Raw genomic sequence first — 12,026 nt, 5'->3', positions numbered from 1 at the left:
GCTAGACGATCGCCCAGACGATGAGCACCATCGCGAAGCCGACCACGGACAGGACCGTCTCGAGAACGGACCACGTCATGAGGGTCTGCTTGACCGTCATGTTGAAGTACTTCGCGACGATCCAGAAGCCGCCGTCGTTGACGTGGCTGAGGATGATCGAGCCCGCCGAGATGGCGATCACGATGAGCGCGATCTGCGCCTGCGAGTAGTTGCCCGCGGCCACCGTCTCGCCGATGATGCCTGCCGTAGCGGTGATCGCCACCGTCGCCGAACCCTGGGCGATGCGCAGCGCGCAGCTGACGAGGTAAGCCGACACGATGAGCGGCAGGCCGAGGTTGCTCATCGACTGCGTGAGCGCGGTGCCGACGCCGGTCGCCTTGAGCACGGCACCGAACAGCGCGCCGGCGCCGACGACGAGCAGGATCATGCCGATGGGCCGCAGTGCGTTGCCGGTCATCTCGGCGAGCTGCACCGCCGTGATGCCGCGCCGGATCCCGAGCAGGTAGAAGGCCAGCACGACGGCGATCGTGAGCGCGATCGCCGGCGTTCCCAGGAAGACGAAGATCGAGTAGGGCATCGAGCCCTGCTGCAGGGTGACGCTACCGAACGTGGCGCCGAGGATCAGCAGCATCGGGACCAGGATCACGAAGGCGATCAGGCCCAGGCCGGGCGGGTTCGCGGAGGCGTGCTTCTCCTCGGGTACCAGCTCCTCCGGGACGTCGACGATGACGCGTTTGCCGATCCAGGTACCCCACACGACGCCGGAGGCGAACCAGGCGGGAACGCCGCAGACGAGACCCATGACGATGATCCAGCCGAGCGAGGTGTGCAGCAGGCCCGCGGCCGCCACCGGACCGGGATGGGGCGGCAGGAAGGCGTGCGTCATCGACAGGCCGGCCAGCATGGGCAGCGCGTACATCACCAGCGACTTGCCACCGCGCTTGGCGGCCACGTAGACGAGCGGCGCGAGGATGAAGATGCCGATGTCGAAGAACACCGGGATGCCCAGAATCAGGCCGGTGACACCCATCGCGAGCGGTGCGCCCTTCGGTCCGAACAGCTTGAGCAGCCAGCTCGTGAGTACGTCGGCGCCGCCGGAGCGTTCGAGGATCGCGCCGAGCACGGTTCCGAGGCCGATGATGGGTGCGATGTGTCCGAGGATGCCGCCGAAGCCCGTTTCCAGGATCGATTGCGCGGCCCCCTTCTGCGGTGACCCGACGAGCTTCTCGACGGACACGCCCGCGACGAGCGCGAGCCCCACCGAGACGATGATCAGCGCGATGAACGGCTCGAGCTTGACCTTGATGATGAGGAGCAGCAGGACCGCGATCGATACCGCGGCGAGGGTCAATAGACCCCCGGTCTCGTGCTGCAGCCAGTGCATGACCGAGGACATGGGTGGTTCTCCCGTTCTGGAAGGGTCAGAGCGCGGCGACGAAGCGCGCGGCGCGGGTGGTGATGTCGGCCCAGTCGCCGGCGGCGACGGCGTCGGGGGGTACGACGGAGGTGCCGGCGCAGACGGCGACGGCGCCTGCGCCCAGGAACTCGCGGGCATTGCCCTCACTGACGCCGCCCGAGGGCAGCAGCGGGAGGCCGGGGAACGGGCCGTGGAGGTCCTTGAGATAGCCGGGGCCGAAGGCCTTGGCGGGGAAGATCTTCACCGCGACCGAGCCCAGCGCCGCGGCGCGGGCGACCTCGGTCGGGGTGAGGGCGCCGAGGAAGATCGGGGTGCCGAGATCGCGGGCCGCCTCGGCGACCTCCTCGTTCACGTCGGGCGTCACGAGGAACCGGGCGCCGGCGTTCACGGCGTCGCGGGCCTGCGCGGCGGTGCGGACGGTGCCGACGCCGAGGTTCGTGCCCTCGACGGTGGCCGCGCGCTCCAGGTGGCCGAGCACGCCGGGAGTGGTGAAGGTGAGCTCGACGGTGCGGATGCCGCCCTCGGCGAGGGCACGGCACAGGGCCGCGGCGTCGGGCAGCGCGGGCGCGCGCACCACGGTGAGCGCCCGGTCGGTGGCGAGGTCGTGGAGCAGGCCGGGCGCCCCGGCGGTGGATTCGGACACGGTCACAGGACCCCTTCGTCGGTCAGTCGCAGCGCGCCGCCCGCGAGCGCGCCGGTGGGTTCGCCGTCGTCGAGCGCGGGGACGCCGCGCACGAGGACGTGTGTGAACCCCGCGGCGGGCGTGCGCGGGGCGTCGTAGGTGGCGCGGTCGATCACCGCGTCGGGGTCGAACAGCGCCAGGTCGGCGGCGTAGCCCTCGCGGACGAGGCCCCGTCGGACCAGCTTCAGGCGCCGGGCGGGACGGCCCGTGAGGTGGCCGACGCACTCCTCGAGGCTCATCAGCCCCAGGTCACGGCTGTAGTGCCCGAGGTACCGGGCGAAGGTGCCCCATGCGCGAGGGTGTGGCTTACCGCCGACGAGCAGACCGTCACTGCCGCCGGTGTGCGTGGGGTGCCCCATGATGGCGCGCACGTTCTCCTCGTGGCCCACGTGCTGCAGGATCCCCGTGGCCAAGCGGTCCTCGAGGAGGATGCCGACGCAGACCTCGAACGGGTCGCGAGCCTCGTCGGCGGCGATCTGCGCGATGGTCCGGCCCACGTAGTGCGAGAGCGCCTCGTTGCCGACACCGCTGATCTCGATGGTCTCCCACTCGGCGATCACGCCGTGGCAGCCGTCGGAGCCGGTGTGCTCGAGGTGTTCCCGGATCCGGGCCAGCGGTTGGGGGTCGCGGAGGCGTTCGAGGGTAGCATCGGCCCCGCCGGACGCCGCCCAACTGGGCAGGATCGCGGCCAACGTGGTGGCACCGGGCAGATAGGGGTAGGTGTCGAGCGAGATGTCCGCGCCCGCGGCGACCGCCTCGTCGAGCAGCGCGAGCAGTTCCGGCGCACGCCCCTTGTTCGGGCCGAAGTTCAGCGTGGCGTGCGCGAGGTGCAGCGGGCAGCCGGTGCGCCGCGACAGGTCGATCATCTCGGCGTAGGCCTCCATGGCGCCCGCGCCGTAGCTGCGGTGGTGCGGCGAGAAGTAGCCGCCGAGTTCGCCCGTGGTGCGCAGGAGCGCGGCCAGCTCAGCGTCGTCCGCGTACATGGCCGGGGTGTAGGTGAGGCCCGTCGAGAGGCCGACGGCGCCCTCGCGCAGGCCCCGCGCGAGGATCTCCTGCATCCGCTCCACCTCGGCCGGTGCGGCGACACCGTCGTCGAAGCCGTGCGCGAGCGCGCGGAGCAGCCCGTGCGGCACGAGGTAGGCGAGGTTGGTGGCGGTGCCGGCCGCATCCAACCGGTCCAGGTACTCGCCGACGGTGCGCCACGAGAAGTCGAAGTCCGCGGGGTCGGTGTTCCAGCCCGCGATCTGCCGACGCACCACCGCGAGGGTCTCGTCGGAGACGGGTGCGTAGCTCAGACCGTCCTGCCCGATGACCTCGCAGGTGACGCCCTGGGTGATCCGCGACGGGTGCGCCGGGTTGAGGAGCACCTGCAGGTCGGAGTGGGCGTGCATGTCGATGAAGCCGGGGCTGAGCACCAGGCCTCCCGCGTCGATCACGCGGTGCGCCGCGCCGAGGTCGCGGCCGATCGCGGCGATCACGCCGCCGGCGATCGCGACGTCCGCGGTGTAGCGCGGCGTCTCCGTGCCGTCGACCACGGCCGCGCCGCGGATCAGGATGTCGTGCATGCGTTCCCGCCCTAGAAGTACGTGGAGATGACGTCGACGACCTGGGGGTCCTGGCCGTCGTCCGCGACGACCGGGATCACCCGCCACTTGTCGAAGACGGTGCAGGGGTGGCTCAGCCCGAGCCGCACGACGTCGCCCACGACCAGCGGGTCCTCGGCGGCGAGCCGGAGGAAGGCGTGCTGGTCGTTGACGGCCGTGATCACCGCGTCGATCGGGCGGGTCTCGGCGCCGAGCCCCGCGGCCGCCACCTGCGGTTCGGGCAGGCCCTCGTCGAAGGAGACGTCGCGGCGGCCCACGTCGAGCAGAGCGAGCCCGGGCTCGGGCCGGGAGATGACCCGGGCCCACACGTGCATGGCCGACCGCAGCCGCGGCGCGTCAGCCGCACGGCCGGACGGCGTGATGCCGCGGTAGAAGCCGTCGTCGTGGATGATGTACGCCCCCGATCGGACGACGACGCGGGCGTCGTCGATCCCGCCGAGGATCGCGGCGACCCGGTCGAAGTACGCGCTGCCGCCGGCGGACACGACGATCCGGCCCTCGGGGTAGAGCGGACGCAGCCGGGCATGCAGTTCGAGCAGCCCGCGGAGGTAGTCGTCGACCGTGGTGAGCGCCTCGGCGCTCGTGTCGTGCGCGAACGCGCCCTCGTACCCCGTGACGCCGCCGAGGCGGAGGCGGTCCGACGCCGCGATGCGCCGTCCGATCTCGAACCCCTCGTCCACGCTCCGCGCGCCCGTCCGGCCGCCCTGCCCGCCGAGCTCGACGAGCACGGTCGGCTGCCGCGTCGCGCCCGCCAGGCCTCGCTCGAGCGCGTCGACGGTGCCGACCCCGTCGGCCCACAGCACGACCTCGAGCGCCGCGTCCGCGTCCAGCGCCTCGCCCAGCCAGCGCAGGCCCGCCGGATCGGCGATGGCGTTGGCCACGTGCAGGTTCCGGAACCCGGCGGCGACGGCGACCTGCAGCTGCGGGAGGTTGGCGATGGTGATGGCGGTGGACCCCGCGTCGAGCTGGTCCTGCCACAGGGCCGGGGCCATCGTGGTCTTGCCGTGTGGCTCGAGGTCGAAACCGTGCGCCGCGGTCCAGCGGGCGAACTCGGCGACATTGCCGGCCATGGCGGCCCGATCCAGCACGAGGACGGGCGTGGAGAGATCGGCCAGGTGCGGCGCGCGACCGAGGAAATCAGCGGTGTTCATGCCGTTCGCCCACGCGGGGACTGCCTTGTCGACCACACTGAGCACATCCGGTCGCGCGTCGATCCCGTTGGCCATTTCACTCCCTCATCTGCTACGTTGCACATGTTGCAATCATCGTTGCGTGATGTGTGTCACAGACGGTAGCATCGCTCCAAGGCCCTGCACAACCACCTGATTTCCGAAAGGCGCGAGACGGTGACGGAACCCTGGATCGCCTGCCTCGGCGAGCCGCTGGCACTGGTGTCGGCCGCCGAGCTCGACGCACCCGAGCCCGCCATGCACGCCGGCGGCGCGGAGGCGAACGTCGCCGCGGGCGTCGCCACGCTCGGGACGCACACCGCCTTCGTCAGCCGGGTGGGCGGAGACGCGGAGGGCCGGCGGATCGTCGCGCACCTGCGCGCGCACGGCGTCGACACGGCCGCAGTGGACGTCGATCCCACGGGCTTCACCGGCCGGTACGCGAAGACCGAGGGGGTCGACGCATCGGGTGAACCGACGACTGCGAGCACCTACCGGCGCGCAGGCAGCGCCGCCGCGGGCATGGACACGGCGTATCTCGCCCGCCCGGCGGTCGCGGAGGCGCTGGGCCGGGCGCACATCGTGCACACCAGCGGCATCACGCCGGCGCTGTCCGCGTCATGTGCCGAACTGACCCTCGCGCTCCTGCGCGACCGCACCGGCGTGCCGGGCACCGTCACCTTCGACGTCAACTGGCGCGAACAGCTCTGGCCCAGCGGGGACCCGTCCCTCGTGATCCGGCTGGCCCGCTTCGCGGACGTGGTGCTCGTCGGCTCGGACGAGGCCGAGCGGGTGCTCGGGACCGGCGAACCGGCGGAGGTCCGGGCACTGCTCCCCGAGCCGCGCACGGTCATCGTCAAAGACGGTGCCGTGCGGGCGATCGCGGTGGCGCGCGACGGCTCGCAGGTCGCTGTTCCCGCCCTGTCGGTCGAGGTCGTGGAACCGGTGGGTGCGGGCGATTCCTTCGCCGCCGGCTTCCTGCACGGCCTGGCGCACGACGAGGACATGCGCACCTGCTTGCGGCGGGGCCACGCCGGCGCGGCCGCCACACTGACGGTGCGCGCCGATTTCGCCGTCCTCCCTCCTGAGGCGATGGCCGCGCTCCTCGCGTGCGACGAGCAGGAGTGGGCGGACGCGCACATCGGCCCCGGCGGAATCAACGTGGGCGGCAACGATTTCCCGCCGCCCCGGGAGAGCGGGGGCGCATGAGCCAGAGCCTGACCCGCGCACTGGAGATCCTTCGCCTGCTGGGCGAGGGCCCCGCGACCCTCGACGAACTGGCCGACGAGCTGGGCGTGCACAAGACCACGGTGCTGCGCCTGCTCCGCCCGCTCACCGACGCGCGCTTCGCCTATCACGACGACGCGCACCGCTACCATCTCGGATCGCGCGTCTTCGACCTCGCCGCGCGCGCGTCCGAGCAGCGGGGCATCCGGGAGATCGCGGCGCCCCACCTGGTGGCGTTCAACCGTGAGTACGGCCGCACCACCCACCTCGCCGCCCGCGAGGGTGACGCGGTGGTCTACATCGACAAGCTCGAGTCGCGCGACCTGATCCGGATGTACTCCCGGATCGGGATGGAGGCGAACCTGAACTCGAGCGCCGTCGGGAAGGTGATCCTCGCGGCGCTGCCCGATGCCGAGCTGCGTCCGCTCGTCGCGGGCATCGACTTCGCGTGGCGCACCCCGAACACCATCGTCGACCCCAGCGTGTACCTGCACGAGATCGAGACGGTCCGCGAGCAGGACTGGGCCGCCGATCGCGAGGAGAACGAACCGTCGATCAACTGCATCGCCGCGCCCGTGCGCGACGCGTCCGGGGCCGTCGTCGCCGCCGTGTCGGTGTCCGTGCCGGACGTCGTGCTGCCCTTCGACCGACTACTGGACCTGCTGGAGCCGCTGCGCACGACGTGCGCGGCGATCTCCGCCGACTGCGGCTACCGCCCGCGCTGAAGCCTCCCCGGCGACCCCGGGGAACACCGGAACACCGGAACACCCACGAGAACAAAGGAAATCACCATGACCTCGACCGCCGTCTCGACCACCGACGCCCCCGCTCCCGCGCACTTCTTCAGCCAGGGCGTGCGCCGCGGTAACATGCTGCAGGTCTCGGGCCAGGGCCCGATGGACCCCGCCACCAACCAGTACATCGCCGAGGGCGATGTGAAGGAGCAGACGCGGCGCACGCTCGAGAACGTGAAGGCCATCCTCGAGGCCGGCGGCGCTTCGGTCGCCGATGTGCTGATGTTCCGCGTGTACCTCACCACGCGCGACGACTTCGGCCCGATGAACGAGGTCTACGGCGCGTTCATCGCCGAGAACGTCCCCGAGGGCGCCGCGCTGCCGTGCCGCACCACGGTGTTCGTCGACCTGCCGCACGAGGTGATGCTGGTCGAGATCGATGCGCTGGCCGTTCTCGACTGATCGCCACCGCCCCGGTTGATATATGCGCATATCGCAATGTATTGTCGACGGCGACGAGTCGGACGACGATCGGGGCGCAGATGAGCGGGCACGCACACGGCGGGCACGGCGGGCACGACCACGGCGTGAGCGCGGACGCAGACAAGCGGTGGCTGAGCATCGCGCTCGCGCTGCTGGTGGGCTTCATGGCCATCGAGGTGACGATCGGCATCCTCGCGAGTTCGCTCGCGTTGATCACCGACGCGGCGCACATGCTCACGGACGCCGCCGCGATCGTGCTCGCGCTCGTCGCGATCCGGATCGCCGCAAGGCCGGCGCGCGGCGGCTACACCTGGGGCCTCAAGCGGGTGGAGATCCTCTCGGCGCAGGCCAACGGGATCACACTGCTGCTGCTCGCGGCGTTCTTCGTCTATGAGGGCATCTCCCGGCTGGTCGCCCCACCCGACGTGGACGGGCGGTTGGTGTTCTTCACCGCCCTCGCCGGCTGCGTGGTGAACCTCGCCGCCACCTGGTGCATCCGGCGCGCGAACCGCAGCAGTCTCAACGTCGAGGGCGCGTACCAGCACATCCTCAACGACCTGTACGCGTTCATCGCCACGGCCATCGCGGGCGCCGTCATCTGGGCAGCGGGGTGGGGCCGCGCGGACGCGATCGCCGCGCTCGTCGTCGCGGCGCTCATGCTCAAGGCGGGCTGGGGCCTGGTCAAGGCGTCGGGCCGGATCTTCCTCGAGGCGGCGCCCGAGGGCGTCGATCCGGCGGACGTGGGTCGCGACGTGGCCGGGGTCGCCTCGGTCGTCGAAGTCCACGACCTGCACATCTGGGAGATCACCTCGGGACAGTCGGCCATGTCCGCGCACGTCCTCGTGGCACCCGGCGCGGACTGCCACGCCGTCCGGTCGAGCATCAGCAGCATGCTGCACGACGAGCACCGCATCGAGCACGCGACGCTGCAGGTCGATCACGCGGGCGCCGAGGATCATTGCGGCGACCCGCACGGCGAGGCCTACTCCGCCGGTCCGGCGCCGTCACCGGGTCGGAGCGCCGACGGTGCCGTCGGGTGCGGCCCGGTCCACACCGCCCGTCACGCGCCCGAGAACGGCGGCACCAGGTAGCAGGGCACCGCCCGCGGATGCTGGGGATCGAGGGCGTTGAGCACCATGTACGCCGCCCGGCGCGATCCCGCGATCGCGAGATGGTCCGACAGGTCCTGCGCGCACGTGTCCTGCACAACGATGTTGTGCACCGTCGTGCCCGCGGGGCCGTCGAGCTGGCCACTCGTGTACGGGAGGACGAGTTCGTCGTAGCGCGTCGAGATGTTCGTGTACTCGACGCCCTTCACATAGGGCGAGCCGCCGGACCACAGGTCGTCGAGGAAGTGCGAGCCCGGCAGCATGTCGCCGATGGACTCGAACACCGGGAAGTACGGGTCGCGCACACCGAGCCCGTGGACGAACACCGAGGCCGCCCGCCCGAGATCGCCGCCGGTCCCCCGCCACAGCGACGCGAGCGAGACGTACCTGCCCACCTTCTCGGCACCGCCGAGCCGCTTGAGGTAATACGACGGCATGAGCGTCCCCTGCGAGTGGCCGATGAGGTCGACCTTCTTCGCGCCCGTCGCAGACAGAACTCGTTCCACCACAGCCTTCAGCTGCTGAGCACTCACGGCGAGCGGCCGGGTGCCACCGATCTGATTGGCCGGCCACGGCGCGCCCGGCAGCGCGCCGTAGGTGAAGGAGAACACGCAGTAGCCGTTGTTCTTGAGCAGCGGCGCGTAGGCGCCCCAGTTGGTCTGCGCCCCACCGCCGGTGCCGTGCACCAGCACGACCGGGTCGGGGTGGCGCGCCGTCGGCCTGCAGGAATAGTCATTAGTCCCGGGCAGCGCCCCGTTCGGGTTCGTCAGCTCCGACGGTATGCCGCCGAAGAAGCTGAAGTTCTCGGGCAACGGCTCGGCGTACGACGGTGCCGCGACCAGGAATGCCGCGGCGACGGCCGCCGCGGCCGCCCGTCGCCAGACGGAACGCAGGTTCATGATCACAGAAGGTAGCCGAGGCCCGAACCTCGCGTGGAACATTTCTAGAACTTGTTTCAGGTCATCGAGCTCACGTGAATCGTGACTAATAGTCAGTTTCCCGACTAATTACCCATATCCGGCGATCTCCTTGCCACCGCAAAGGCGTACACCGTAAGAACCGCAGGAGAGGACCGTCCTGCGGTCGTCGCTTCCCCCGGTCTGCAGGAGTCCCCATGTCCCTCACCGCCACCCGCGTCGTCGTCGCCGCGTTCTCGATCGCCGCGCTCGCCGCGCCGGCCGCCGTGTCGCACGCCGACCCGTCGTACAAGAACTGCACCGAGGTGCGTAAGGCCGGCAAGGCCCCCATCCTCAAGGGCCAGCCGGGCTACAGCAGCCACCTCGACCGGGACGGCGACGGCATCGCCTGCGAGACGAAGAAGAAGTAGCACGGACACGACAGCGCCCCCTGACCAGCCAGTCAGGGGGCGCTGTCCTGTGGAGCCGCCGGGAATTGAACCCGGGTCCTCCGCTATTTCTACGGGGCTTCTCCGTGCGCAGTCCGCTGTGCCTCTACTCGGATCTCCCCGTCTCACGGACGAGCGAGGATGACGATCCCAGTCGCTGTTGGATGTCCCCCGCGATGCCGCGACCGCACCGCGAGGTGAATCCCTCTAGCTGATGCCAGTACCCGGGCCGAGGGCGAACCCGGACTGACAGACTCGCCTGGCTGCTTAGGCAGCGAGAGCGAAGTCGCGCTGATTGGAATCGGCGCTTAATTGGTTGCCGCGACGCTTACGGTGGTCTCCAGCCTGCACCGGCACGCTTCCCCCGCGTCAACAAACGAAGTCGAAACCGATCGGCCCCTCATCGCCGCTTCCGCGGTGCCCACCCCTTCCGGAGTGGAAGCTCCATACTACCCCACCGCCAACGGCGGGTGTCCAACGATTATTCAGACGGTGCGCAGGCGCACGCCCGCGGCGGAGGCGTTCATGTTGACCAGCACGGTGAGCAGCACCGCGCCCACACGATGCGCCAGCGATACGACCTTGGCCCGGTTCTCGACACTCATGGATCCGCTCCTTCACTTGAGTCCCACAAGTCACATCAGCAACTCGTATGTCCAGTGAACGCCCGCAACCCGACGAACCGGGCGCGACACGCCGCGCACCGTCGAAAACGAAACTAGCCGCGCATGCCCTTGACGCGCCGGCCCAGCTCCCGGACCAGCTCGCGCTCGGCGGTGCGCCGGGCGATGTCCTGCCGCTTGTCGTAGTCCTGCTTGCCCTTGGCCAGCGCCAGCTCGACCTTGACGCGACCGTCGTTGAAGTACATCGACAGGGGCACCAGCGTCTGGTTGCCCTCGCGGATCTTCCCGGTCAGCGAATCGATCTCGCGCCGGTGCATGAGCAGCTTGCGGGTGCGGCGCGGCGTGTGATTCGTCCATGATCCGCTGCCGTACTCGGGGATGTGCAGGCCGCGCAGCCAGACCTCACCGTCGTCGATGGTCGCGTACGCGTCCACGAGGGATGCCTTGCCCTCGCGGAGCGCCTTCACCTCGGTACCCACGAGCACCACGCCCGCCTCGAAGGTGTCGAGGATGGCGTAATTGTGGCGCGCCTTGCGGTTGCTCGCGATGACCGAGCGCCCCTTCTCCTTCGCCATCGTCCGACCCCTTCCCCTACGCCGCGACCGAGTGCCGGTCACGCTGGACAACCACTCCATCGTACGGGGGCACGACGGTACGCGGAAAGCGAGTTATCCTCGGCGGCGCTACTCCCGCACGTAGAACCGCAGCGTGACGTACGCGGTGACGGCGGCGAATCCGGCGCCCACGAGGAGCAGCCAGGGCGAGACCAACAGCACGTCGGTACCGGTGATCCTGGCCAGGATGTTCACGCCGTACATCTCCCGCAGGGCACGGTCGAAGAACAGGGTCTTGCCGGCGAACAGGCCGCCGATCGCGAGCACCGCACCGATCAGCGCGGCGAGCACCGCCTCGAGCAGGAAGGGCAGCTGGGTGTACCAGCGGGTGGCGCCGACCAGTCGCATGATCGACACCTCCGTCCGCCTGGTGTACGCGGCCACCTGGACCATGTTCGCGATCAGGAGGATCGCGGCCACGGCCTGGATCAGCGCCACGAAGAAGGCGGCGTTGCGCGCGCCGTTCAGCACCGAGAACACGCGCTCCACCAGCTCGCGCTGGTCCTGCACGCCGGACACGCCGGGCTGGCCCTTGACCGCGTCGATCACCGCGGAGAACTTCTTGTCGTCGCCGACCCGCACCTTGAAGGAGGCGGGCAGCACGCCCGGGCGCACCAGCTCGGCGAGCTCGGGCTGTCCGGCGAAGGTCTTGGTCTTCGCGGTCTCGAGCGCCTTGTCCTGCGAGATGTAGTCGAGCGAGTCCACGCCCGGCTGCGCCTTGATCTTCGACTCGATCGCCTGGCACACCGCCTTCTGGCAGTCCGGATCGTCGGCGGCGACCTTGTCGTCGACGAACACCTGGATCTCGACGCGCTGCAGGAAGATGTCCTGGCTCTTGTCGGCCATCCGCACCACGAGCAGGCCGCCGCCGAACAGGCCGAGCGAGATCGCGGTGGTGAGGATCATGGCGATCGTCATGCTCACGTTCCGGCGCAGGCCGGTGACGACCTCGCTGGTGATGAAACTGGCACGCACGTGGATTCAGTCCTTCGGTTTCGTTCGTCGGTGGGCGGGCGCGG

The 12,026-nt window shown here is 70.2% G+C and carries 12 protein-coding genes and 1 other RNA gene; 5 read left to right on the top strand and 8 right to left on the bottom strand.

Annotation, left to right across the window (positions count from 1 at the left end; genetic code table 11):
• Window position 1: 1 nt before the first annotated feature.
• From ABZX10_RS06905 to ABZX10_RS06890, 4 genes are read right to left on the bottom strand one after another with little or no spacing between them, the layout of a single operon-like run.
• Window positions 2-1,396 carry a gluconate:H+ symporter gene (locus ABZX10_RS06905; RefSeq protein ID WP_355536288.1) on the bottom strand — a complete coding sequence of 465 codons (1,395 nt, stop codon included), beginning with the start codon at window positions 1,394-1,396 and terminating at the stop codon, window positions 2-4.
• Between the two features lie 25 nt (window positions 1,397-1,421).
• Window positions 1,422-2,060, bottom strand: coding sequence for a bifunctional 4-hydroxy-2-oxoglutarate aldolase/2-dehydro-3-deoxy-phosphogluconate aldolase (locus ABZX10_RS06900; RefSeq protein WP_355536285.1), 639 nt, complete (start codon window positions 2,058-2,060; stop codon window positions 1,422-1,424).
• A 2-nt stretch (window positions 2,061-2,062) separates the two neighbouring features.
• Window positions 2,063-3,664, bottom strand: coding sequence for a D-aminoacylase (locus tag ABZX10_RS06895; protein ID WP_355536282.1), 1,602 nt, complete (start codon window positions 3,662-3,664; stop codon window positions 2,063-2,065).
• An 11-nt stretch (window positions 3,665-3,675) separates the two neighbouring features.
• Window positions 3,676-4,929 carry an amino acid deaminase gene (locus tag ABZX10_RS06890; RefSeq protein WP_355536279.1) on the bottom strand — a complete coding sequence of 418 codons (1,254 nt, stop codon included), beginning with the start codon at window positions 4,927-4,929 and terminating at the stop codon, window positions 3,676-3,678.
• Between the two features lie 120 nt (window positions 4,930-5,049).
• Between ABZX10_RS06890 and ABZX10_RS06885 the strand changes: the two genes are divergently transcribed.
• The 4 genes from ABZX10_RS06885 (at window position 5,050) to ABZX10_RS06870 (ending at window position 8,407) form a co-directional block, all read left to right on the top strand.
• Window positions 5,050-6,081 (top strand): sugar kinase, encoded by a 1,032-nt coding sequence (locus ABZX10_RS06885; RefSeq protein WP_355536276.1) that lies wholly within the window; start codon window positions 5,050-5,052, stop codon window positions 6,079-6,081.
• Window positions 6,078-6,824: an IclR family transcriptional regulator gene (locus tag ABZX10_RS06880; protein WP_355536273.1), complete on the top strand. Its 747-nt coding sequence runs from the start codon at window positions 6,078-6,080 to the stop codon at window positions 6,822-6,824. Before ABZX10_RS06885 ends, ABZX10_RS06880 begins: the two co-directional genes overlap by 4 nt.
• 66 nt (window positions 6,825-6,890) lie before the next feature.
• Window positions 6,891-7,295 carry a Rid family hydrolase gene (locus ABZX10_RS06875; protein ID WP_355536270.1) on the top strand — a complete coding sequence of 135 codons (405 nt, stop codon included), beginning with the start codon at window positions 6,891-6,893 and terminating at the stop codon, window positions 7,293-7,295.
• Window positions 7,296-7,375: 80 nt separating this feature from the next.
• Window positions 7,376-8,407 (top strand): cation diffusion facilitator family transporter, encoded by a 1,032-nt coding sequence (locus ABZX10_RS06870; protein WP_355536267.1) that lies wholly within the window; start codon window positions 7,376-7,378, stop codon window positions 8,405-8,407.
• Here ABZX10_RS06870 and ABZX10_RS06865 read toward each other — a convergent pair.
• Complete coding sequence (locus ABZX10_RS06865) at window positions 8,377-9,324, bottom strand: alpha/beta fold hydrolase (RefSeq protein ID WP_355536264.1); 948 nt, start codon at window positions 9,322-9,324, stop codon at window positions 8,377-8,379. The two genes, ABZX10_RS06870 and ABZX10_RS06865, sit on opposite strands and share 31 nt — an antisense overlap.
• Window positions 9,325-9,539: 215 nt before the next feature.
• On the opposite strand from ABZX10_RS06865, the gene ABZX10_RS06860 reads away from it, so the two are divergent.
• The gene (locus ABZX10_RS06860; protein ID WP_355536261.1) at window positions 9,540-9,752 is read left to right on the top strand and encodes an excalibur calcium-binding domain-containing protein; all 213 of its coding nucleotides are present in this window, start codon (window positions 9,540-9,542) and stop codon (window positions 9,750-9,752) included.
• A 47-nt stretch (window positions 9,753-9,799) separates the two neighbouring features.
• Here ABZX10_RS06860 and ssrA read toward each other — a convergent pair.
• From ssrA to ftsX, 3 genes are all read right to left on the bottom strand, one after another.
• Window positions 9,800-10,170, bottom strand: a transfer-messenger RNA (tmRNA) gene (gene ssrA, locus ABZX10_RS06855).
• Window positions 10,171-10,488: 318 nt separating this feature from the next.
• The gene (gene smpB, locus ABZX10_RS06850) at window positions 10,489-10,968 is read right to left on the bottom strand and encodes an SsrA-binding protein SmpB (protein ID WP_068571721.1); all 480 of its coding nucleotides are present in this window, start codon (window positions 10,966-10,968) and stop codon (window positions 10,489-10,491) included.
• A 108-nt stretch (window positions 10,969-11,076) separates the two neighbouring features.
• Window positions 11,077-11,982 (bottom strand): permease-like cell division protein FtsX, encoded by a 906-nt coding sequence (gene ftsX / locus ABZX10_RS06845; RefSeq protein WP_355536256.1) that lies wholly within the window; start codon window positions 11,980-11,982, stop codon window positions 11,077-11,079.
• Between the last annotated feature and the right edge of the window lie 44 nt (window positions 11,983-12,026).

It is taken from the genome of Tsukamurella sp. NPDC003166, assembly GCF_040611135.1.
Classification (GTDB): domain Bacteria; phylum Actinomycetota; class Actinomycetes; order Mycobacteriales; family Mycobacteriaceae; genus Tsukamurella.
This window is presented reverse-complemented; position numbering and strand designations above follow the sequence as displayed.